This is a genomic window from Cognatilysobacter lacus, assembly GCF_008274655.1.
Lineage (GTDB): Bacteria > Pseudomonadota > Gammaproteobacteria > Xanthomonadales > Xanthomonadaceae > Cognatilysobacter > Cognatilysobacter lacus.
On sequence record NZ_VTRV01000034.1, the window covers coordinates 1 to 22,145 of the forward strand.

General features: G+C 67.7%; 23 protein-coding genes, 3 tRNA genes and 1 pseudogene. 10 read left to right on the forward strand and 17 right to left on the reverse strand.

Annotation, left to right across the window (positions count from 1 at the left end; all coding sequences use genetic code 11):
* On the reverse strand, nucleotides 1-273 hold a 273-nt coding region (locus tag FW784_RS04695; protein WP_328592707.1), incomplete at its 3' end, for an NAD(P)H-hydrate epimerase.
* 22 nt (nucleotides 274-295) lie between these two features.
* On the opposite strand from FW784_RS04695, the gene queG reads away from it, so the two are divergent.
* Nucleotides 296-1,387 (forward strand): tRNA epoxyqueuosine(34) reductase QueG, encoded by a 1,092-nt coding sequence (gene queG, locus FW784_RS04700; RefSeq protein WP_149352206.1) that lies wholly within the window; start codon nucleotides 296-298, stop codon nucleotides 1,385-1,387.
* Between the two features lie 30 nt (nucleotides 1,388-1,417).
* Nucleotides 1,418-1,936 carry a TfoX/Sxy family protein gene (locus tag FW784_RS04705; protein WP_149352207.1) on the forward strand — a complete coding sequence of 173 codons (519 nt, stop codon included), beginning with the start codon at nucleotides 1,418-1,420 and terminating at the stop codon, nucleotides 1,934-1,936.
* A 118-nt stretch (nucleotides 1,937-2,054) separates the two neighbouring features.
* On the opposite strand, the gene pgi is transcribed toward FW784_RS04705, so the two are convergent.
* The 6 genes and pseudogenes from pgi to pcnB form a co-directional block, all read right to left on the reverse strand.
* On the reverse strand, nucleotides 2,055-3,569 hold the full coding sequence (gene pgi, locus FW784_RS04710) for a glucose-6-phosphate isomerase (protein WP_149352208.1): 1,515 nt from the start codon (nucleotides 3,567-3,569) through the stop codon (nucleotides 2,055-2,057).
* A gap of 3 nt (nucleotides 3,570-3,572) precedes the next feature.
* Nucleotides 3,573-3,953 carry an aspartate 1-decarboxylase gene (gene panD, locus FW784_RS04715; RefSeq protein ID WP_149352209.1) on the reverse strand — a complete coding sequence of 127 codons (381 nt, stop codon included), beginning with the start codon at nucleotides 3,951-3,953 and terminating at the stop codon, nucleotides 3,573-3,575.
* Nucleotides 3,954-4,034: 81 nt separating this feature from the next.
* Nucleotides 4,035-4,892: a pantoate--beta-alanine ligase gene (gene panC / locus FW784_RS04720; RefSeq protein ID WP_149352210.1), complete on the reverse strand. Its 858-nt coding sequence runs from the start codon at nucleotides 4,890-4,892 to the stop codon at nucleotides 4,035-4,037.
* Nucleotides 4,893-4,895: 3 nt separating this feature from the next.
* Entirely contained in the window at nucleotides 4,896-5,717 is an 822-nt protein-coding gene (gene panB / locus FW784_RS04725; RefSeq protein WP_149352211.1) for a 3-methyl-2-oxobutanoate hydroxymethyltransferase, read from the reverse strand.
* Between the two features lie 4 nt (nucleotides 5,718-5,721).
* Nucleotides 5,722-6,216, reverse strand: coding sequence for a 2-amino-4-hydroxy-6-hydroxymethyldihydropteridine diphosphokinase (gene folK / locus FW784_RS04730; RefSeq protein WP_149352212.1), 495 nt, complete (start codon nucleotides 6,214-6,216; stop codon nucleotides 5,722-5,724).
* A pseudogene (gene pcnB, locus FW784_RS04735) lies at nucleotides 6,213-7,499 on the reverse strand (polynucleotide adenylyltransferase PcnB); the annotation flags it as partial. The gene folK and the pseudogene pcnB, both read right to left, overlap by 4 nt.
* A 133-nt stretch (nucleotides 7,500-7,632) precedes the next feature.
* On the opposite strand from pcnB, the gene FW784_RS04740 reads away from it, so the two are divergent.
* A tRNA-Glu gene (locus FW784_RS04740) sits at nucleotides 7,633-7,708 on the forward strand.
* Between the two features lie 120 nt (nucleotides 7,709-7,828).
* Nucleotides 7,829-8,152, forward strand: a complete 324-nt coding sequence (fdxA, locus tag FW784_RS04745; RefSeq protein ID WP_149352214.1) for a ferredoxin FdxA — start codon at nucleotides 7,829-7,831, stop codon at nucleotides 8,150-8,152.
* A gap of 73 nt (nucleotides 8,153-8,225) precedes the next feature.
* On the opposite strand, the gene FW784_RS04750 is transcribed toward fdxA, so the two are convergent.
* The gene (locus FW784_RS04750; RefSeq protein WP_149352215.1) at nucleotides 8,226-8,726 is read right to left on the reverse strand and encodes a hypothetical protein; all 501 of its coding nucleotides are present in this window, start codon (nucleotides 8,724-8,726) and stop codon (nucleotides 8,226-8,228) included.
* Between the two features lie 13 nt (nucleotides 8,727-8,739).
* A complete protein-coding gene (dapA, locus tag FW784_RS04755; protein ID WP_149352216.1) occupies nucleotides 8,740-9,642 on the reverse strand; it encodes a 4-hydroxy-tetrahydrodipicolinate synthase in 903 nt (300 codons plus the stop codon).
* 151 nt (nucleotides 9,643-9,793) lie between these two features.
* On the opposite strand from dapA, the gene FW784_RS04760 reads away from it, so the two are divergent.
* The 5 genes from FW784_RS04760 (at nucleotide 9,794) to FW784_RS04780 (ending at nucleotide 14,029) form a co-directional block, all read left to right on the forward strand.
* A complete protein-coding gene (locus FW784_RS04760) occupies nucleotides 9,794-10,354 on the forward strand; it encodes a glycine cleavage system transcriptional repressor (protein ID WP_235893575.1) in 561 nt (186 codons plus the stop codon).
* A gap of 49 nt (nucleotides 10,355-10,403) precedes the next feature.
* On the forward strand, nucleotides 10,404-10,892 hold the full coding sequence (locus FW784_RS04765) for a peroxiredoxin (protein WP_149352218.1): 489 nt from the start codon (nucleotides 10,404-10,406) through the stop codon (nucleotides 10,890-10,892).
* Nucleotides 10,893-10,968: 76 nt separating this feature from the next.
* A complete protein-coding gene (locus tag FW784_RS04770) occupies nucleotides 10,969-12,366 on the forward strand; it encodes a PhoH family protein (RefSeq protein WP_149352219.1) in 1,398 nt (465 codons plus the stop codon).
* A complete protein-coding gene (gene thiD, locus FW784_RS04775) occupies nucleotides 12,363-13,160 on the forward strand; it encodes a bifunctional hydroxymethylpyrimidine kinase/phosphomethylpyrimidine kinase (RefSeq protein ID WP_149352220.1) in 798 nt (265 codons plus the stop codon). The genes FW784_RS04770 and thiD overlap by 4 nt, the downstream gene beginning before the upstream one ends.
* Complete coding sequence (locus FW784_RS04780; RefSeq protein ID WP_149352221.1) at nucleotides 13,157-14,029, forward strand: alpha/beta hydrolase family protein; 873 nt, start codon at nucleotides 13,157-13,159, stop codon at nucleotides 14,027-14,029. The genes thiD and FW784_RS04780 overlap by 4 nt, the downstream gene beginning before the upstream one ends.
* Nucleotides 14,030-14,199: 170 nt before the next feature.
* Here the strand turns inward: FW784_RS04780 and FW784_RS04785 are convergent.
* The 8 genes from FW784_RS04785 to FW784_RS04820 all read right to left on the reverse strand — a co-directional run bounded on the left by FW784_RS04785 (nucleotide 14,200) and on the right by FW784_RS04820 (nucleotide 20,913).
* Nucleotides 14,200-14,276 (reverse strand) — tRNA-Arg (locus FW784_RS04785).
* Nucleotides 14,277-14,380: 104 nt separating this feature from the next.
* Nucleotides 14,381-14,473, reverse strand: a tRNA-Ser gene (locus FW784_RS04790).
* 66 nt (nucleotides 14,474-14,539) lie between these two features.
* The gene (gene csrA, locus FW784_RS04795; protein ID WP_149352222.1) at nucleotides 14,540-14,743 is read right to left on the reverse strand and encodes a carbon storage regulator CsrA; all 204 of its coding nucleotides are present in this window, start codon (nucleotides 14,741-14,743) and stop codon (nucleotides 14,540-14,542) included.
* Nucleotides 14,744-14,860: 117 nt separating this feature from the next.
* Nucleotides 14,861-17,524: an alanine--tRNA ligase gene (alaS, locus tag FW784_RS04800; RefSeq protein ID WP_149352223.1), complete on the reverse strand. Its 2,664-nt coding sequence runs from the start codon at nucleotides 17,522-17,524 to the stop codon at nucleotides 14,861-14,863.
* A gap of 121 nt (nucleotides 17,525-17,645) precedes the next feature.
* Nucleotides 17,646-18,137 (reverse strand): regulatory protein RecX, encoded by a 492-nt coding sequence (locus FW784_RS04805; protein WP_235893576.1) that lies wholly within the window; start codon nucleotides 18,135-18,137, stop codon nucleotides 17,646-17,648.
* A 419-nt stretch (nucleotides 18,138-18,556) separates the two neighbouring features.
* Nucleotides 18,557-19,585 (reverse strand): recombinase RecA, encoded by a 1,029-nt coding sequence (gene recA, locus FW784_RS04810; protein ID WP_149352224.1) that lies wholly within the window; start codon nucleotides 19,583-19,585, stop codon nucleotides 18,557-18,559.
* 161 nt (nucleotides 19,586-19,746) lie between these two features.
* Nucleotides 19,747-20,370, reverse strand: a complete 624-nt coding sequence (gene lexA / locus FW784_RS04815; RefSeq protein ID WP_149352225.1) for a transcriptional repressor LexA — start codon at nucleotides 20,368-20,370, stop codon at nucleotides 19,747-19,749.
* Nucleotides 20,371-20,415: 45 nt separating this feature from the next.
* Complete coding sequence (locus FW784_RS04820; RefSeq protein ID WP_149352226.1) at nucleotides 20,416-20,913, reverse strand: CinA family protein; 498 nt, start codon at nucleotides 20,911-20,913, stop codon at nucleotides 20,416-20,418.
* Between the two features lie 123 nt (nucleotides 20,914-21,036).
* On the opposite strand from FW784_RS04820, the gene FW784_RS04825 reads away from it, so the two are divergent.
* The coding region (locus FW784_RS04825; protein ID WP_484482011.1) for a MutS N-terminal domain-containing protein at nucleotides 21,037-22,145 on the forward strand (1,109 nt) is incomplete at its 3' end.

Genomic DNA, 22,145 nt, shown 5'->3' on the forward strand with positions numbered 1-22,145 from the left:
GGCCGCGATCGCAGCCGTCGCTGACGAGTCGATCCTGATGGAGCGCCCGGATTCCCGCGCCAGTCGCGCGAGCACGAAGCCATCGCCGCCGTTGCCCCCGCCCCCGCAGACGACCAGCAGGTGCATTGCGGAGGGCCACAGCTCCAGTGCCCGCTGCCAGGCCGCCCGCCCCGCGCGCTCCATCAGGATCGACTCGTCAGCGACGGCTGCGATCGCGGCCTGTTCGAAGCGCCGCACTGAATCGGTGTCGAACAGCGGCGTGAGTTCGTGCATCGGCGGATTTTATACTCGACCCATGATCGCTCCCGCCAATGCCGACGCGCCGCCTGACCTCGCTGCAGTCGCGTCGCGCGTGCGCGAGGTGTCGCGCGATCTGGGCTTCCAGCGTTGCGGCATCAGCGGTGTCGACCTCGCGGGCGACGAGGCCCACCTGGCCGACTGGCTCGATCATGGGCTGCACGGGTCGATGGAATGGATGGCGCGCCACGGACTCAAGCGGGCGCGCCCCGCGGAAATGCTGCCGGGCACGTTGCGCGTGATCAGCGTAGGCCTCGACTACGGGCGCCGCGACGACGCCGAAGCGTGGGAGACGCTCGGCGACGGCGAACGCGCCTACGTGGCGCGGTACGCGCTGGGCCGCGACTACCACAAGCTGATGCGCGGACGGCTGCAGAAACTTGCCGAGCGCATCGCCGACGAGATCGGGCCGTTCGGCCATCGCGTCTTCGTCGACTCGGCGCCGGTGCTGGAACGGGCGCTCGCGCGGAACGCCGGCCTCGGCTGGATCGGCAAGCACACCTGCCTGATCGACCGCGGCGGAGGCTCGTGGTTCTTCCTCGGCGAGATCTACGTCGACATCCCGCTTCCGGTCGACGCTCCCGCCAGCGCGCACTGCGGCACGTGCACGCGCTGCATCGATGTCTGCCCGACGCGCGCCATCGTGGCGCCTCATCGGCTCGATGCGCGTCGTTGCATCTCGTACCTGACGATCGAACACGAAGGCTCCATCGATCCCGAGCTGCGACCGTTGATGGGCAACCGGATCTTCGGCTGCGACGACTGCCAACTCGTGTGCCCCTGGAACAAGTTCGCGCGGCGAACCGACGAGCCGGACTTCCGCGCGCGGAACGACCTCGACACCGCCACCTTGCCCGAGCTTTTCGCGTGGACCGAGGACGAATTCCTGCGCCGCACGGAAGGCACCGCGATTCGGCGCAGCGGGCATTCGCGTTGGCTGCGCAATATCGCGATCGCGCTGGGCAATGCGCCTACGACGGTGCGCGTGCTCGATGCGTTGTCTTCCAGGCGCGAAACCGATGATGCGGTGGTACGAGAGAGCATCGAATGGGCGCTCGATCGCCACGCCGACCACTTGCCTGCAATCTGAAGTCCTTCTGCGCGCGGAGCTTTCGACACCATGGCCACTGATCCCGGCACCATCGAGTTCCTGCTCGACCAGCTCGGCAAACGCGACGCCGTCTTCAGCGCGAAGCGCATGTTCGGCGAGTACTGCCTGTATCGAGCCGGCGTGCCCGTCGCGTTCGTCTGCGACGACCAGCTCTTCGTCAAGGACACCGCACCGGGACGTGCCGCCATTGCGTCGCAGATGTCGGTCGAAACCGGGCCACCCTACCCGGGCGCGAAGTTGTACCTGCGCGTGTCACCCGATGCGTGGGACGACGGCGACTGGTTGCGCAAAGTGCTGGACGTAACAGCAGCGGCGCTGCCGGCGCCGAAGCCCAAGGCGATGAAGCCCGCGAAGGCGACGGGTGCACCGACGAAGGCCGGGAAAACGCGTCGTACGTCGGTCACCGACGCGCATTCCCCAAGCGGCGAAGGCGAAAAGCGCTCGAAACGGTCCGCTTCGGGTGCCGCGAAGCCGACGGCCGGCAATCGATCGGCGGCCGCGCGCGCGACCGATCGAAAAACCGATTAGGAGCGCGTGCAAGAACGAGCATCCGCGGCAACATGAGCGCATCGTCGCGACGCGCGCGCCGGGCGGAAGCATTCCACGACCCACGCGCCGTCCGCCGCACCCGAGGCCGCGCGGTCCGCTAACGCATCGAGGAAATCTCGGCGAGCAACGCACGGGTGACCGGGTCGTCCGCCATGGCCTCGCCGCGAACGGCCGGAAGCAGGCGGTTGGCGATCTGCTTTCCCAGTTCGACGCCGAACTGGTCGAACGCGTTGATGTCCCACACCACCGACTGCAGGAACACGCTGTGTTCGTACAGCGCGATCAGCGCGCCCAGCGCGTGCGGCGTCAGCGCGTCCAGCAGGAACATCGTGCTCGGGCGTCCGCCGGGGTAGTGGCGATGCGCGTCGTCGCTGTTCTGCCCGTTCGCGAATGCCTCGCTCTGTGCGAGCAGGTGCGACAGCAGCGCGTCGTGGTTGTCACGATGCGGCGCGTCGGGCTGCACCACGCCGACGAAGTCGCACGGCACGACGGTAGTGCCCTGGTGCAGCGCCTGGAAGAAGCTGTGCTGCGTGTCCGTGCCCGCCCCGCCCCACCAGACAGGCACCGTGTCGACACCGACCGCCGAGCCGTCCATCCGCGCGGATTTGCCGAGGCTCTCCATCACCAGCTGCTGCAGGTAGTTCGGCAGCAGCCGCAGACGATCGTCGTAGGGCAGCACGGCCTGGCTCGCCAGGTCCAGCGCATTGCGGTTCCACACGGCGGTCAGCGCATGCCATGCAGCGAGGTTGCGCCGGACAGGCTCGCGCGCTACGTGCGCGTCCATTTCGCAGGCGCCTTCCAGCATCGACTCGAAGCCGTCCATGCCGATTGCAAGCGCGATCGGAAGACCGACGGATGACCACATGGAATAGCGGCCGCCGACCCAGTCCCACATCGGCAGGACCCGCTCGACCGGAACGCCGAATTGCGCTGCGCGCTCGATGTTGGCGGTGATGCCGTAGAGCCGCGTGTCATCGCCCAGCCAATCGCGCAGCACGCAACCGTTGAGGAGCGTCTCCTGCGTTCCGAAGCTCTTCGAGACCAACAGCGCGGCGGTGCGTGACGGATCCAGCGAGGCGAGAACGCGCTGCGCTGCGTGACCATCGACGTTCGACAGGAAATGCACGCGCACGCGCGCCGAGGAAGGCGAAGAAAGCGCGTCGACCGCAAGACGCGGGCCGAGGTCCGAACCGCCGATGCCCACGCTGACGACATCCGTCACGCCCGAGTTGACGATGGCTTCCACGACAGCGCGCATCGCAACCCGGGCTTCGCGCGCCACGGCGTGCGACGACGCGGCAAGCTCGGCGCCGGACAGGTCGCTGCGCAATGCGGTGTGCAGCGCCGGCCGCGCTTCGGTGACGTTGACGTGCTCGCCGGCGAACAGAGCTTCCAGGCGCGCATCGAAATCGAGCGACTCGCCCAGCGCGAACAGGGCTTCGAGCGCCCCGCGGTCATAGCGCTGCCGGGCGAAACTCGCGTGGATCGGGCCGACCCGCAGCGCGAAGTCGCGGGCGCGGTCGGGGTCGTCGGCGACGAGGGTACGCAGCGATGTCTGCATGACGCGCGCCGCCTCGGCGCGCAAAGGGCTGAGGCGGTCGGCGATCGACATGCGTTACGCGGCCTGTGCGGGAATCGACTGGTTGGTGTGTGTCAGGCGGTTGTCGCGGTCGACGTAGACGCACGTCGGGGTGAACTTCGCGGCTTCGGCCTCGTCGCATTGTCCATAGGCCGCGATGATGACCAGGTCACCGGGCGTCGCGAGATGGGCGGCGGCGCCGTTGACGGAGATGGTGCCGCTGCCCTCCTCGGCGCGGATCGCATAGGTGACGAAGCGCGTGCCCTGGTTCACGTTCCAGATGTGGATCTGCTCGTACTCGCGGATGCCGGAGATGTCGAGAAGACGGCCGTCGATCGCGCACGAGCCTTCGTAATGGAGCTCGGCATGCGTCACGGTCGCGCGGTGGATCTTGGCCTTGAGCAGGTTGAGAATCATGGCGGCGGACTCGGCCCACGGGTCGCGGGCGCTTGGTACGCAAAGTCTAGCAGCGCATGGCGCAGTGCAACATGCAGTCGTTCAGCCGCGCGCGTGCCGCTCGAATTCCAGGTTGTCGATCAGTCGTGTCCGGCCCAGCTTCGCCGCGATCAACGCGACCAGTTGGCTATCCTGGTCGCCCGCCCCGCGCAGGTCGCGACGCCGGATGGCGGCGTAGTCGACGTCGAAGCCCGCCTCGTTGAGCCGGCGTTCTGCGGCGGTCTCGACATCTGCGAGCGCGTCACCCGACTCGACCGCCGCGCGCATCGACTGCAGGGTCGAGTGGATTTCTGTCGCGACCGCTCGTTCCGAAGGGGACAGGTACTGGTTGCGCGAACTCATCGCCAGCCCGTCGGGCTCGCGCACCGTCGGGCCCGGCACGATCGCGACGGGGAAGGACATTTCCTCCACGAGATAGCTGATCACGGCGAGCTGCTGGTAGTCCTTGCGGCCGAACACGGCCACGTCGGGCTGCACCTGCAGGAACAGCCGCGCGACGACCGTCGCCACGCCGTCGAAGTGCCCGGGACGGTGCGCGCCCTCCAGTACGTCGGTGACGCCAGGCACCTGGACGCGGACCGCGTTGGACGCACCGAAGGGATACATCGTGTCGACCGATGGCATCCACAACACGTCGCAGCCGGCTTCGCTCAGGCCGTCGGCGTCGTGCTGCGGCGTACGCGGGTAGCGCGCGAAATCGTCCTGCGGGCCGAACTGCGTGGGGTTGACGAACACGCTGGCGACGACGTGGTCGGCGCGTTCGCGCGCCAGGCTTACCAGCGAGAAATGCCCGGCGTGCAGGTTGCCCATGGTGGGCACGAAAGCGATGCGCCCACCCCCGCGCTTCCATCCGCGCACCGTCTCGCGAAGCCGGGCGAGCTCGTCGATGATCGTGGTCATCGTTCAGGCGTAGCCGTGCTCGGCGGCCGGGAATGTTCCGTCGCGGACTTCACGGACGAACGCCTCGATCGCGCCCTGGATGCTGCCGCCATCAGCAAGGAAATCCTTGACGAAGCGCGGCCGGCGGCCATGGCGCAGGCCGAGCATGTCGTGCAGCACGAGCACCTGTCCGTCGCAACCCGGGCCGGCACCTATCCCGATGGTAGGAATCGTCAACGCGTGGGTGATTCGCGCCGCCAGCGGCGACGGCACGCATTCCAGCACGAGCATCGACGCGCCGGCCGCCTCTACCGCGCGCGCGTCGTCGAGCATGCGCGCGGCGGCCTCTTCGTCGCGGCCCTGCACGCGGTAGCCGCCGAGCCGCAGCACCGACTGCGGCGTGAGCCCCAGATGCGCGCACACGGGGATTTCCCGTTCGACGAGCGCGCGGATCACGTCGAGCTTGAACCCGGCGCCCTCGATCTTGACCATCGCGGCGCCCGCGCGCAGGAAGCGCGTTGCGGCATCGAGCGCGGCAGCCTGCGTCGCATCGGACTGGAACGGCATGTCGGCGAGCAGCAGCGCATGTTGCAGCCCGCGCGCCACGCACGACACGTGGTACTCGATGTCGGCGACCGTCACCGGCAACGTGCTGCCGTGACCCTGCACGACCATGCCGAGCGAATCGCCGACCAGCACCGTGTCGACGCCCGCGGCATCGATCGCGCGCGCGAAACCCGCGTCGTAACAGGTGAGCATCGTCAGGCGCCGGCCATCGCGGCGGGCCTGCATGAGCTGCGGGAGAGTCACGGGCGACGTTTCGCCGCCGGCTGGGTTTGCGTACATGGCGCTAGCGTAGCGCTTCGATGTCGGCGGTCGCCACGCGGGCGAGGAGTTCAGCGACCGCCCCCTGGCCCGGTATCACGAGCGACGGTGCGACCTCCGCAAGCGGCACCAGGACGAAGGCGCGCTCGTGGATGTGCGGATGCGGCACGCGCAGACCGGGCACCGCGATCGTGGCGTCGCCGTAGAGCAGCAGGTCGAGGTCGAGCTGGCGCGGGCCCCAGCGCGTGCCGCTCGCCCGATCGCGTCCGGCCTGCCCCTCGAGACGGAGAAGCAGCGCAAGTACGTCCGGCGCCGCCAGCGTCGTCTCCAGGCGGACGACCGCGTTGATGAAGTGCGGCTGGTCGGTCACGCCCCAGGCCGCCGTGCGATAGAGCGAGGACCGCCCGGTGGCACGGCAGCCCTCGGCTGCGGCAAGCCATCCTATGGCGGCCTCGACCACCCTTACGGAGTCACCGATGTTGGCGCCGAGCCCGACGTAGGCCTCGACCGTCGCAGTCACTCCGCCGTGCCGCTGGGCGCGTGGCGACGGCGACGACGCCGCTTCGGCCGCTCACTCGTCTCGTCGATGTCGCCCGCCGCTTCGGCGGCCGCCACGGCCGCGTCGGGATGCTGCTGCGCCTCGCGCCAGAACTCGACGTCGGCTGCGTGCTCGTTCGACGCCGACAGGCGAAGCACGAGGAAATCGAACGCCGCGCGGAAGCGCGGGTGCGCGAGCAGGCGGAACACCCGCCGGCGTTGGCGCTGCGCGAAACGCGGCTGCAGCAGCCAGATCTCCTGCATCGGCAGTGAGAAACGGCGCGGCAATGCGATGACATCCATCTCGTGCAGCGTGACGCGGTCGGCGGCGCGCTGCTGCGCGTCGACCTGCTGCACGCCGTCAGCCTGGAGTCGCGCGAGCGCGCGGCAATAGGCCGGCCACAGCAGCAACGCGAAGAGGAACGACGGTGAGACCGTTTCGTCGGCCGCGACCCGCGCATCGGTGTCGGCGAGACCCTTCAGCACCATGCTCCGCAATGCACCGCTGCGGTTCGACTGCAAAGCGGCCGCCGCCTCGGGAAACAGGATCGCCAGGAGACCGTGCGCCTCCAGTCCGATGAAGCTCTGCACCGCATGTCCTGACAGGAAGAGCTTCAGGCACTCTTCGAAAAGCCGCGCGGGCGCTGCTTCGCGAAGCAGCGATGCGAGCCGCGGAATCGGTTCGGCGGTTGGGCCGTCGATGGTGAAGTCGAGCTTCGCAGCGAGCCGGACCGCACGCAGCATCCGCACCGGGTCCTCGCGATAGCGGCGCTCGGGGTCGCCGATCAGGCGTAGCACGCGCGCCTGGACGTCCTCGTAGCCACCGACGTAATCGCGGATCGAGAAATCCTCGATCGAGTAATACAGCGCGTTCGCGGTGAAGTCGCGTCGCACCGCGTCGTCGTCGATCGAGCCGAAGATGTTGTCGCGTACGACGGCCTCGACCTCGTGCACTTCGACGCCTTCCTCGAGCACCTGGTTCGCGCGGAACGTCGCGACCTCGATGATCTCGCGTCCGAAAACGACGTGTGCAAGCCGGAAGCGGCGGCCGATCAGGCGACAGTTGCGGAACAGCCCGCGCACCTGCTCGGGCGTCGCATTCGTCGCGATGTCGAAGTCTTTCGGATGGCCTCCGATCAGCAGGTCGCGTACCGCGCCGCCGACGAGGAACGCGCCAAAGCCCGCCTCGCGCAGCTTGTAAAGCACGCGAAGCGCATTGGGGCTGATGTCTCGTCGCGATACGTTGTGTGCATCGCGCGGAATGATCGTGTGAGCGGCGTCGGTATCGAGAGTCATCAGCGGGCGGGGCCGCGTAGCGGAGGGTCGCCCATTGCCGCGGGACAATGAGCCCGCCTATACTAGCAGCCGCGCAGGACGGAGCTTCCAGCGCATTCTCTATGCTCCCTTCGTCTAGAGGCCTAGGACGTGGCCCTCTCAAGGCTAAAACACGGGTTCGAATCCCGTAGGGAGCGCCATATCCGCGGTCCGGCGCACTCCTGAAAGTTGCGACAGATCACTCCGCAACCCGTGCAGCGATGCGCGGGTTGTTTCGTTTCAGGCGACGTAAGATCGTCTCATTCCACCGGATTGCAGCCATGCCCTTCGTCGTTACCGAGAACTGCATCAAGTGCAAGTACACCGACTGTGTCGAGGTATGCCCGGTCGACTGCTTCAGGGAAGGCCCGAACTTCCTCGTCATCGACCCTGACGAGTGCATCGACTGCACGCTGTGCGAGCCCGAGTGCCCGATCAACGCGATCTACCCGCAGGACGACGTCCCCGCCGGGCAGGAAAAGTTCATTGCACTGAATGCCGAGCTGTCGAAGGAATGGCCGGCGATCACGATGCGCAAGGACGGCCCGCCGGACGCGAAGGAATGGGAAGGCGTGTCGGACAAGCTGCCGCTGCTAGAGCGCTGAACCCGCGCGCCCGGCGCCCGACAAGAAAACGGGCGCCCTGAGGCGCCCGTCTGCATGGCTTCGATGCGTCGGATCAGGGCGCGAGCGCGGCCTTGAGCGCGGCAACCAGACGCTTCGCTGCGTCGCCGGTCGCCGGCAGTCCGCGCGGGTCTACCGCCGCGACATAGCTGTTGCCGCCGGTGCCGGCGGCCACGCGCACCAGGAAGTTGGAACCGGCGTAGTTCACGTCGTACGCGCCGATCAGCGGCGCGCGATTGGCGATGCTCGCGCCCGGCACGGCGGCCAGCGCCGTGCCCAGCTTCGCGAACACCTCGTCTCGCGAGCCGGCCACCGTAAACCCGAGCGACGACGACTGCGAAGCGGACTGCTGCGCCGCCGAGGAGGTGACGCTCGAAGCGCTGGTGGCACCCGACGCGGTGGACGTGTCGAGGTCCGGCGGTACTTCGAGTGCACGCGACTCGACCGGGCCGGCGTACAGCTTGGAACCCTTGTGGAACCATCCGCAACCGCTGGAGGTAGCGGTGATCGCGACGGTCAGCAGCGTGGCGCGGACGACGTTGGACAACTGGGACATGGAAGCTCCGGGTTCAGGCCGCGACGGCATCGCGGCAGGCGGTTTCGAGTTGCTGCACGACGCCCGCGAAGCGCGTTGCGGCCTCCGCGTGCGGGGCGGACAGGTCGGTTAGCGGAAGGCGCAGGCCGTGGCCGATGCCCAGTCGCGCCATCAGCGCCTTGACCGGAATCGGGTTCGGTTCGACACCGAGGAAGTCGTAGAGCTCGCGCATCCGGCCATCGAACTGCGTGGCGCCGGCGTCGCGCGCGCACGCGAGGTCGCAGAGCCGGCGGAACATGCCCGGCACGACGTTCGATGCGACCGATATCACGCCGTCGGCGCCCTGGAGCATTGCCCGGCACGCGGTCGGGTCGTCGCCGGTGAGGACAGCAAACCCCGCATCGCGCAGCGCGAGCAACGCGGTCATGCGCTCGGGTTCGTTGCTCGCTTCCTTGATGCCGACGATGCGCGGATGCCCGGCCAGCTGGGCGACCGTCTCCGGCAGCATGTCGCAGCCGGTGCGGCCCGGTACGTTGTACAGCACCACCGGGAGCGCCGCATCGCTTGCAAGCGCGCGGTAGTGGGCGATCAGGCCGGCCTGCGTGGGCCGCACGTAAGGGGGCGTGACAACGAGCGCGGCATCGGCGCCGAGCGCTGCGGCGCGGCGGGTCAGTTCGATCGTCTTCAACGTATTGGACAGGCCGGTCCCCGCCAGCACCGGAATGCGGCCGCCGACGGTTTCCACGGCGGTCCGGAGCAGCAGGTCGTATTCGGGATCCAGAAGCGCCGCCGCCTCGCCTGTGGAGCCGGCGACGACGATGCCCTGGGTGCCGGCGTCGAGCTGCTGGTGCAGCAGCCGTTTCCAGCCGTCGAGGTCGAGCTCGCCGGACACGTCGAAAGGCGTGGCCAGTGCGGTGATGCTGCCGCTGAGTCGCAAGGGAGCCTCCGCGCATGCGGAAAGTCGTGGGGAAGGCGCAGTATGCGCGGGCGGATGTTACTTGCGGCGAAAAAGCGGCGGCAAGTATCCTGTCCGGCCGCGGACGCGGCTCTCCGCCGGGCACTCCCCTCCTCGAATCGCAGGCGCCGCCTTGACCGACACCGCTCCCCGGCCGTCGCCGAATGAAAATTACCTTCTCATCAACGCGTACACGACCCATCCGTCGTCGCCGCTGCTGATGGTGACCCGCCGGATCGCCGACAGCGGTTGCAACATGGTGGACACGCGCCTGTCGACCGTCGGCCGCGACGTTTCCGTCACCGCTCTGGCCATCGGCTCCTGGGACGCGATCGCCAAGCTGGAGTCGATGCTGACCCGGCTGGAGCGTGAGGAAGGCCTCAAGCTCATCTGGTATCGGACCGGCGCCAAGCCGATCCAGTCCAACCTGCTGCCGTACGTGGTCGAGGTAGTCGCCGCCGACAAGCCCGGGATCCTGTTCCAGCTCGCCGACTTCTTCGACCGCCAGGGCATCACGATCGAGACGCTCCACTGCTCGCGCTACCGCGCCATGCAGACCGGCGCCGACATGTTTTCCGCACAGCTCACGATCGGCGTGCCGTCGAGCATGCACATCGCCGCGCTGCGGGACGACTTCCTCGAGTTCTGCGACCACCTGAACCTCGACGCGATCATGGACCCGATGAAGTTCTGACCGCGGCTCCTTCGCTGCCGTTTGCGCCCACGGGCCGGAGAATCCACAAATGTCGGAACCCAAGCGGAGTGCCGAGGTCGGCGACGTCGTTCCCGACCTGCCGTTGGAGCTCTCGGCCGGCGGCTCCGCGTCGCTTGCCTCTTTCCGCGGGCGCTGGCTCGTCCTGTATTTCTATCCGAAGGACAGCACCCCGGGCTGCACGACCGAGGCGCTGGACTTCGACGCGCTGCTGCCCGAATTCGAGGCGCACGACTGCGCGGTGCTGGGCGTTTCGCGCGACTCGGTGAAGTCCCACGGCAACTTCCGCGCGAAGCAAGGCCTGCGCTTCGACCTGGCCAGCGATGCGGACGAGCGCCTGTGCCGCGCGTTCGATGTCATCCACGAGAAGACGCTGTACGGACGCACGGCGCCGGGCATCGTGCGCAGCACCTTCCTGATTGACCCGGACGGCGCCATTGCGCACGTCTGGCGGCCGGTGAGGGTGGGAGGCCATGCGCAGGCCGTGCTCGACAGGCTGACCTCGCTACGGGCGCCCTGAAGCGTCTTCACCCGCTGACCCCCGGGCGCTATGGTGCGCTGTCGGCGCGCGGACGGCGCGAATCACGGAGTGGCAGATGACGGCAGGCAAGCGGATCTACGTGCTGGACACCAACGTCCTGATGCACGACCCGACCGCGTTGTTCCGGTTCGAAGAGCATGACGTCTACCTCCCGATGACCGTCATCGAGGAGCTCGACCGCGGCAAGAAGGGAACGTCCGAAGCCAGCCGGAACGCCCGCCAGGCGAGCCGATACCTCAACGAACTGATCCAGGCCGCCGGTCGCGACGCGCTGTCCGCGGGCCTGCCGCTGGTGCAGCCGGAGGGCGTGAAGCTGCGCGGGCCGCAGAGCATCGGGCGCCTCAGGTTCCAGATGCACCCCGACGAAGTTGCGGCGAAGTTCGGCGCCGTGCTTCCGGACAACGCGATCCTCGGCGCCGTGGAGTCGCTGCAGGCTCGCCAGTCGGACACCGAAGTCGTGCTGGTGTCGAAGGACATCAACCTGCGGATCAAAGCCGCGATTGCAGGATTGAGATCCGAGGACTACGAGAACGACCGCGCGCTCTCGGACCTGGACCTGCTGTACACGGGCGTTACCGAGCTCCCGGCCGACTTCTGGTCGCGACACGGCAAGGGCCTGCGCTCCTGGACCGAACGCGGTCGCACCTTTTACGAAATTGCCCGCCGCGACGACGACGACTGGTACGCCAGCCAGTTCCTGCACCTTCCCGGGGAAGAGGACGCGGAACTGCGCGTCGTCGACGCCGACGAGCATCGCGTGCGCCTGCAGATCGTCGACGACTACCGAACTCAGCAGCACGCGGTGTGGGGCATCCTCGCGCGCAACCGCGAACAGAACTTCGCGCTCAATGCGCTCATGAATCCGGAGATCGACTTCGTGTCGCTGCTGGGCACGGCCGGCACCGGCAAGACGTTGCTGGCGCTGGCGGCCGGGCTTGCGCAGACCATGGATCAGCAGATCTATCGCGAGATCATCATGACGCGCGCCACGGTGAGCGTCGGCGAGGACATCGGTTTCCTTCCGGGCACAGAAGAAGAAAAGATGACGCCGTGGATGGGCGCGCTGACTGACAACCTCGAAGTGCTGACCAGCAACCAGGAAGGCGGCAGCTGGGGGCGCGCGGCCACCAACGACCTGCTCGCCAGCCGGATCAAGATCCGCTCGATGAACTTCATGCGCGGGCGCACGTTCCTGTCGCGCTACCTGATTCTCGACGAGGCGCAGAATCTCACGCCCAAGCAGATGAAGACGCTGGTGACGCGCGCGGGTCCGGGCACCAAGATCGTGTGCCTCGGCAACCTCGAGCAGATCGACACGCCCTACCTGACCGAGACCACGTCGGGCCTGACCTACGTGGTGGACCGCTTCAAGTCCTGGCCGCACAGCGCGCACGTGACGTTGCGCCGCGGCGAGCGCTCACGACTGGCCGACTTCGCGTCCGAGGTGTTGTGACCATTTCGGTCCTCACCATCGCCGGCTCCGACTCCGGCGGTGGTGCAGGCATCCAGGCGGACCTGAAGACGTTCGCCGCCCACCGGGTGCACGGCTTGAGCGCGATCACGGCGCTCACCGCGCAGAACACGCTGGGCGTGACCGGCGTGGCAGTCACCGATGCGGCATTCATCGCCGAACAGATCGACGCATGCTTTGCGGACTTCGACGTCGGCGCGGTGAAGCTCGGCATGCTCGCGAATGCCGAGGTGATCCATGCCGTCTCCGATGCACTGGAGCGGCATCACCCGGTGCCCGTGGTGGTCGACCCGGTGATGATCGCGACATCGGGCGCCTGCCTGCTCGACCCGGGGGCCGTGAGCGCCCTGCTCGATCGGCTGCTGCCGATCGCCGCGGTGCTGACGCCCAACGTTCCGGAAGCCGAGGTCCTGCTCGGGCGACACATCATCGACACCGACGACGCGCTCGATGCGGCGCGCGCGATCGTCGCCCGCGGGTGCCGGGGCGTGCTGCTCAAGGGCGGGCATCTTCGAGGCGGCCGCTCGGTGGTCGATGTGCTCGCCATGCCCGGGGGTCGTGCGGAACGCTTCAAACACGCGCGCCTCGACGTGCGCGCGCACGGCACGGGTTGCACGCTCGCATCGGCGATCGCGGCGCACCTGGCGCTCGGCCACTCGCTCGCCGCCGCCTGCGCGCACGGCACGGACTACGTGCATCGCGCGTTGTCGCTCGGGTACCGCCCGGGGCGCGGCCGGGACGTCACGGTTCTCGATCACTTCGCCGCCGCTCGATGAGCGTGCAAGCGCGCTGGTTGCCCTGCGGCAGCGACGACGGGCACCGGTGGCAGGTGCTCACGGTTTCGGGCGATCGGATCGACCGCGTGCTGGTGTGGCTGCCCGCGCTTGGCGTTCCGGCAAGAACGTACGAGACGTTCGCGACTGCCCTCGCCGAACGCGGCGTCGCAGTCGTGGTGCACGAATGGCGCGGATTCGGAAGCAGTTCGTGGCGGGCGTCCCGCACCAACGACTGGGCCTACCGCGAGCTGCTGATGTCCGACATTCCTGCCACTCGCGATTGCGCGCTGCGCGAATTCGGCCGCATCGACGTCATCGGCGGACACAGCCTCGGCGGTCAGCTCGCGACGTGCTCGCTGGCGCTATCGCCTGCATCGATTGGAGAACTCTGGCTCGTGGCCAGCGGGTCGCCGTTCTGGCGTGCGTTCCCGACCCGCGTCGCGATCTGGCTGCCGGCGGCGTATCGCGTACTCGACACGCTCGCACGGTGGTTCGGCGCGCTGCCCGGGCGTCGGATCGGCTTCGGCGGCACCGAAGCGCGCAGCGTGATCCGAGACTGGTCGCGCACGGGCCTGACCGGTCACTACGCGGCCCCCGGCGTCGGCGACATCGAATCGTCGCTGCGCCAGTTGCGCGTGCCCGTGCGCGCGGTGCTGGCGGCGCGCGACTGGCTGGCGCCACGCTCGTCGCTCGACTATCTGCTAGGCAAGACGAACAGCACCGACGTGCGCGTCGCCCTGGTGGACGCGGCCACGCTTGGCGCACCGGCGGACCACTTCGCGTGGATGCGCTCACCTGCGGCGGTGGTGGATGCGCTGCTGCCCGATCGCTACCACGAAGGTTCAAACATCCCCGGCAACGCGCCGTAACCGCCGGACGCCGGTGCCGCGCATTGCGTTCGCTCGTGACGGTTGCATGCCGAAGCGACAACGATCGGCGACTTGCACGTGGCAGCCCGCGACCCGATTGCGCGCAACACGACGAATACATCAGCCAAACAAAAAGGCCGGCGGTTTCCCGTCGACCTTCGTGTCTTGTATGGCGCGCCCGGAAGGATTCGAACCTCCGACCCCCAAGTTCGTAGCCTGGTGCTCTATCCAGCTGAGCTACGGGCGCGTAGTCGAAAAATTATGGCGTCCGATACGCGGATCGTCAATATTTTTCGTGGACGATCACGACGACTCGCGTCGTGATCATTCGCCGCGATGCGGCGTTACAACTGGCGGAGACGGAGGGATTCGAACCCTCGATGGAGCTTTTGACCCCATACTCCCTTAGCAGGGGAGCCCCTTCGGCCTCTCGGGCACGTCTCCGGGTACTGCTCGCTGATCAACCGCGAGCCGGGGATGTTAACGCCCCGGCCGCAATGCGGCAATGCATCAGCCTTCCGTACCGTCAGCGGCCTCTTCGCGCGCGCCGTCACCGCGCTGGATTCGCTGGTAGATCTCTTCGCGATGGACGGCGACATCCTTCGGCGCGGTGATACCGATTCGCACCTGATTGCCTTTGACGCCCAGCACCGTTACCGATACGGAGTCACCGATCATCAGGGTTTCGCCGACGCGACGCGTCAGGATAAGCATTACGACCTCCTAGAACCGGCATCTTGCCGGGCACGCGACCTCTGCCGCGCACTGATATTTGGACACAAAACGCCCGCCATGGTAGCGAGCGGCCACTTCACGCCGCAAGGAAGCGGTTCACACTCCTGCAGCGGCAATACGTTCCCGCACGACATCGACAACGCCGGCCAGCGCCGATTGCAGCGCCGGGCCATCGTCGCCGCCGCCCTGCGCCATGTCGGGCCGGCCACCCGCCTTGCCGCCGATCTGTCGCGCGACTTCGGCCAGCAGATCTCCCGCCTTGACTCGCCCGAGAGCGGCGCCACTGACGCCGGCGATGAGCGACGCTTTTCCGTCGTGCACCCCCGCGAGTACAACAACGGCATCCACCAGCTGTTGCTTGAGTCGATCGACCGCATCGCGCAACGATTTGGCATCGATACCTTCCAGACGCGCCGCGACCACGCGGATCCCGTCCACATCCACCGCACCCGAAGCAAGATCCGACGCCGCGCCGGACGCCGCTTTCGCCTTGAACGACTCCAGCTCACGTTCCAGGCGCCGCTGCTTGTCGAGCACCGCCCGAAGCTTGTCCGCCACTTCGGACCGCGGCGAACCGACGAGGCGCGCCGCTTCGTCAAGCCGCTGCAGTTCGCCCGCCACGTAGTCGAGCGCGACTTGGCCAGTCACGGCCTCGATACGCCGGACACCGGCCGACACGCCGCCCTCGGAGAGCATCTTGAACAGACCGATGTCGCCCGTGCGTGACACGTGCGTGCCGCCGCACAGCTCGGTCGATGCTTCGCCCATCCGCAGCACGCGGACGCGATCGCCGTACTTTTCGCCGAACAGTGCGAGCGCGCCGAAGTCCAGCGCCTCCTGCATGTCCATGTGGTGGGTGTCGACCGAATGGTTCGAACGGATCTCGGCGTTCACCTGCCGCTCGATCTCGGCAAGTTCAGCGGGTGTGATGGCCTGGAAATGCGCGAAGTCGAAGCGCAGTCGGTCGGGGGCGACGAGCGAGCCCTTCTGCGTCACGTGCTCACCCAGCACCCGCCGCAACGCGGCGTGCAGCAGGTGCGTCGCGGAATGATTGAGTACCGTTGCGGCACGCCGCTCGGCGTCGACCGAGCCTGCCAGGCGGTCGCCCCGCGAAAGGCGCCCGGCCTGCAGCACACCGACGTGACCGTGGAACTGGCCGGCGAACTTGAGCGTGTCACGCACCGTGAAGCGAAGACCTTGCGCGTCCAGGGCACCGGCGTCGCCAACCTGGCCGCCGCTCTCGGCGTAGAAAGGGGTGCGGTCGAGGATCACGACCGCTTCGTCCCCGGCCTCGATCGCATTCACCGGACGGCCGTCGCGCAGGATCACCAGCACCTCGAGGCCGTCGGCGAACAGCGCGTCGTAGCCGAGGAAGCCGGTGGGCGGCAACTGAGCCGCGAGCTCGGCGGGAAGCGTTGTCGCGTTGCCGAATTTGCCGGCGGCGCGTGCGCGGTCGCGCTGGCCCGCCATCAGGCGCTCGTAGTCCTCCATCGCCGACGGCTCGAGCTGTGCGCCTTCGCGCTCCCGCACGATGTCAGCGATCAGGTCGGGCGGGCAGCCGTAGGTGTCGTGCAGCTGGAACAGCTGTTCGCCATCGATGCGGCCGTGGTGACGCGACAGATAGCCGTCCAGGCGCTGCATGCCGGCCTCGAGCGTCTGTGCGAACGCGACCTCTTCGGCCTTCAGTGCGCGCTCGACGAGCTCGCGCTTGGCGGCCAGTTCCGGGTAGGCGTCGGACATCACCTCGACGAGCGGCGCCACCATCTTCCAGAACGTGCCATCGGGCGAGAGCCCGTCGAGCTTCCAGATGTGGCGGATCGCGCGACGGATGATCCGGCGCAGAACGTAGCCGCGGCCCTCGTTCGACGGAAGCACGCCATCGGTGACCAGGAACGAGCAAGCGCGGATGTGGTCGGAAATGACGCGCAGCGACTTGTTGTCGAGATCGGAGCGATGGGTCAGCTTCGCGGCGACACCGATGAGGTGGCGGAAGATGTCGATCTCGTAGTTGCTGTGCACATGCTGGAGCACGGCGGCCATGCGCTCGAGGCCCATGCCGGTGTCGACGCACGGCGCCGGCAGCGGCGCGAGCGAGCCGTCGGGCTGACGGTCGAACTGCATGAAGACGTTGTTCCAGATCTCGATGTAGCGATCCCCGTCCTCGTCGGGCGAACCCGGGGGGCCGCCCGGCACGTCCTCGCCGTGGTCGTAGAAGATTTCGGTGCACGGGCCGCACGGGCCGGTGTCGGCCATCTGCCAGAAATTGTCCGAGGCGTACGGCGCGCCCTTGTTGTCACCGATGCGGACGATGCGCTCGGTCGGCAGGCCGATCACGCGATGCCAGATGTCGAAGGCCTCGTCGTCGGTGTGATAGACGGTGACCAGCAGGCGCTCGGGCGACAGCTTCCAGACCTGCGTCAGCAATTCCCAGGCCCACAGGATCGCGTCTTTCTTGAAGTAGTCGCCGAACGACCAGTTGCCGAGCATCTCGAAGAACGTGTGGTGGCGCGCCGTGTAGCCGACCTGGTCGAGATCGTTGTGCTTGCCGCCTGCACGGAGACAGCGCTGTACGTCGACCGCGCGCGCGTAGGCGGGTTTCTCGCTGCCGAGAAAGACGTTCTTGAACTGGACCATGCCCGAGTTCGTGAACAGCAGGGTCGGGTCGTTAGCAGGCACCAGCGGCGCTGACGGGACGACCGTGTGACCCTTGCTGCGGAAGAATTCGATGAAATCGCTGCGGATTTCGGACGTGGTTTTCATGCGGTCGCGATCTGAGTTGGAACGGGCAGCGCGACGGCCGCCCGATGGCGGCACGGGCGCCGGGATTGACCCGGAAGAGTAGCAGGCGTCGCAGCCGTCGATGCGGCCGTGCATGGACCGCTCAGTCGTCCGGCTGGAACCGGACGGCCGCGCGCGCGACGTCCCCGGGGAAGCCCCGGCGGATCAGGTACTCGGAGGCCCTGCGCTCGCGTTCGCGTGCGTCCTCCAACCGTTCGAATCGACGGGCAACCAGGTCGCGCGCGATCTGGGCCCAGTCGCCATCGAACTCCTCCATCACGCACTCGCGAATTGCTGGGGCGAGGTCGTGGGTGCCGAGCTCGGCGCGGATGTGCAGTGGACCGTAGCCGTTAGCTACCCGGCTGCGGACCAGCGATTCGGCGAAGCGGCGGTCGTCCTGCCAACCCGCCCCGGTGAGCTTGTCGACGGCCGCCTCGACTTCGGCGGCGTCCACCCCGCGCGATACGAGCTTGCGCGTCAACTCCTTGCGCGAATGTTCACGTCGGGTCAGCAGCCCGATGGCCCGCTGGAGCGCGGTCGCCGGCGGGCGCCCGCGGCGCGCCTTCCGGGGTTGGCCAGGGTCGTTGTCGAACAGGCTTTCAAACACAGGGCCCGGATCGTCAGGCTCATCCACCGGGAGAGCGGCCAAAACGGGCGCGGGCGCCGGGTCGCCTGGGTTGCCGGGGGTTGTCGACGGCGTCCGCTCGGATGCCGGTCCGCTGCCGGCCATTTCTTTGCGCTTATGGCGTTGCGCGGACGGTCGGTTCGGACGTTCGGGATGTTCGAGCTGTCGAGGTCCTGACGGGGAATTTGCATCGGTAGCATGCGAGGCCGTGTGCGGCTGATGTTCCCGGTTGATGCCGCCCTCGACGTTTCCGATCAGATCGGACAACCGGACGATTCCCACGGCCGCGCGCTCAATTTTTTCGTCACGCGAAAACGACTCGGCCCCGGGCTCAGCGCCCGGGGCCGTTTTGCTACCGCGTGGGGGACGCGATCCTGCCATCGCCTCGATCAGACATCCGCCTCGGCGTCGGCCGGGCTGATCTCCTGCGGAACGAACTTCTCGCGAAGCGCCGCCTCGAGCTTCGCCGCCATCGCTGGGTTTTCCTTGAGGAACTGGCGTGCGTTTTCCTTGCCCTGCCCGATGCGCTCACCGTCGCAGCTGTACCAGGCGCCCGACTTCTCGACGAGCTTGGCGTCCACACCCATGTCGATCAGCTCGCCTTCGCGCGAGATGCCTTCGCCGTACAGGATCTCCGTGATCACCTGCTTGAACGGAGGCGCCATCTTGTTCTTCACGACCTTGATGCGCGTCTGGTTGCCGATGATCTCGTCGCCCTTCTTGATCGCGCCGATTCGACGAATGTCGAGGCGGACCGACGCATAGAACTTCAGCGCGTTGCCGCCGGTGGTCGTCTCGGGGCTCTGGCCCGGCATCATGATGCCGATCTTCATGCGCAGCTGGTTGATGAAGACCACCAACGTGTTGGATCGCTTGATGTTGCCGGTGAGCTTGCGCAGTGCCTGGGACATCAGCCGCGCCTGAAGACCAGGCAGCTGGTCGCCCATCTCGCCGTCGATCTCGGCACGAGGTGTCAACGCCGCAACGGAGTCGATCACGACCATATCGACCGAGTTCGATCGCACAAGCATGTCCGCAATCTCGAGCGCCTGCTCGCCATTGTCCGGCTGCGAAAGCAGGAGGTCATCGACATTGACGCCGAGTTTGGCGGCATACGTCGGGTCGAGCGCATGCTCCGCGTCAATGAAGGCCGCCGTACCGCCCTTCTTCTGGCATTCGGCGATCGCCTGCAGCGTGAGCGTGGTCTTGCCCGACGACTCCGGACCGTAGATTTCCACGACGCGCCCGCGCGGCAGTCCGCCGATACCGAGCGCGATATCCAGCATCAGGGACCCGGTGCCGACAACCTCGACGACCTCCACGGCACGGTCGCCCATGCGCATGACCGAGCCCTTGCCGAACTGCTTCTCGATCTGGCCGAGGGCAGCTGCGAGCGCGCGCTTCTTGTTCTCATCCATTGAAGGGTTCCTGGTGTTCATTGGTGTAGGGAGAGTGTGTGCGCCGGACATCGCAGGGGTTGAGACGATGGCATCGGCAGCTGAACTCTGCGATGAGCGGTCGGCGCGTGCAGTCGGCGAAGCGCTCCGGCGCGTGTCGGATTTGCCCGAATCGGCGCGCTTCAACGGTTCGGCCGCACGAGGCCGCAGTACAGGCCCTCAATCGCGAACTCCTGGTCGGGAAGCACCTCGATCGCCGCGAAATCCGGATTGCGCGGCAGCAGGCGAATGCGGTCCTTCGCGATCTTCAGAAGCTTCACCGTGATCGCATCATCAACGCGCGCGACGACGATCTGTCCGGAGCGCGCTTCATTCGTGCGGTGCACGCCGATCAGGTCGCCGTCGAAGATGCCCTCGTCGCGCATCGAGTCACCCTTGACTCGCAGCAGGTAATCCGGGGCCGGCGCGAACAGGTTCTTGTCGAGCAGCACCATGTCGTCCGAGCCGATGTCGGCGCCGATCGGCAGGCCTGCCGCGACCTGGCCGAGCACGGGCAGGTGAAGCATGTCGCCCGAGTTGGCAGCAGGCCGATTGGGTGCAGCGACCAGGCGGATGCCGCGCGCCTGCCCCGGCACCCGTCGGATGGCACCGGCCTGTTCGAGCGCTTGCAGGTGGTATTGCGCGGCGCGGACGCTGCTGAAGCCGAAGACCTGCGCGATCTCCGTCTGTGAGGGCGGAACACCCTCGGCCTCGATGCGCTCGGCGATCATTTCCAGGATCGCCTGCTGGGTGTCGGTCAGGTTCATTAGTAGCAATACTACTAACTCGATAGCATCGTGCGCTACCGTTCGTCAGCCCGCGAGGTCAATCAAGCCCCGCAACGCAGCGGCGACGGTCTGGCGCCTGACGGCTTCCCGGTCGCCGTCGAAGTGGTGCACCGCGGCGCGCGGGTAGCCGCCGCGGCGCTTCCAGCCGATCCAGACGGTTCCGACCGGTTTGTCGGACGTGCCGCCGCCGGGCCCGGCGATTCCCGTCACGGCCACGGCCAGGGTGGCCGCCGAAAGCACCAGCGCGCCCGACACCATCTCGACGACCGTTTCGCGCGAAACGGCGCCGTTCGCCTCGAGCGTGTGCGGGTTCACGCCGAGAAGCGCCTGCTTGGCCTCGTAGCTGTAGGCCACCATGCCGCAGTCGAACCACGCCGACGACCCTGCAAGGTCGGTGAGCGTCTTGGCGATCCAGCCGCCCGTACAGCTCTCGGCGGTCGCCACTGACTGGTGCTGGGCGAGCGCGGCGCTGGCAAGTGCCTCGCCGAGTTGGCGGAGGTCGTCGTCGGAAGGCAGGTCCATGCCGACATTATGGGTGCGCGGCATACTGTCGGCCCGCCGGTGACCCTGCCCGGCCGACTGCCGAACCTGCCCGTGTCCGACGCCAGCGCCGACGCCCGCTCCGCGGACGCCCATACCCCGCTCATGCGCCAGTTCTTCGCCGCCAAGGCGGAGCATGCGGACGTGCTGCTGTTCTTCCGCATGGGCGATTTCTACGAGCTCTTCCACGACGACGCCCGCAAGGCAGCCGCCCTGCTCGACATCACGCTGACCCAGCGCGGTACCTCGGCGGGCCAGCCGATCCCCATGTGCGGCGTGCCCCACCATTCGGCCGAGGGCTACCTGGCCCGACTGGTCGCGCTGGGCGAGTCGGTGGCGATCTGCGAACAGATCGGCGATCCGGCACTTGCCAAGGGTCTCGTCGAGCGCAAGGTAGTGCGCATCGTGACGCCGGGCACCGTTACGGACGAAGCACTGCTGGATGGCCGGCGCGACACGCTGCTGCTCGCCGTCTCCCGCGGCAAGGCGGGTTTCGGGCTGGCCTGGGCGGACCTCGCGGCCGGCCGGTTCCTCTGCAACGAAGTCGGCAACCACGACGCGCTCGAAGCCGAGATCGCACGGCTCGATCCCGCCGAAGTGCTCTGCCCTGACGAGGATCCGCTTCCACCGTGCATCGCGACGCGAGTGGGCCTGCGCCGGCGCGCGCCATGGCTGTTCGACCTCGATGGCGGCAGGCGTCAGCTGCTGCGCTTCTTCGCCGTACATGACCTCTCCGGCTTCGGGCTGGACGATCGCCCGCTAGCGGTCGCGGCGGCCGCCGCGCTGCTCGGCTACGTCGAGGAGACGCAGAAGCAGCGCCTGCCGCACCTGACCTCGATATCGGTGGAATCGGGCGACGGCGCCATCGCCATGAACGCCGCGACGCGCCGGCATCTCGAATTGGATACTCGCGTCGACGGCGACGCGCGCCACACGCTGCTCGGCGTTCTGGATTCCACGGTAACGCCGATGGGCGGCCGCCTGCTGCGCCGTTGGTTGCACCGCCCGCTGCGTGACCGACCGACGCTGCGGTTGCGTCACAACGCCGTGTCGACGCTGATCGACGCGCGCGCCGACGCCGGGCTGCGTGAACAATTGCGCGCCGTCGGTGACGTCGAACGCATCCTGGCTCGCATCGCCCTGCGCAGCGCCCGGCCGCGCGATCTCTCGACGCTACGTGACGCGCTCGCGATGCTGCCCGCGTTGCGCACGCT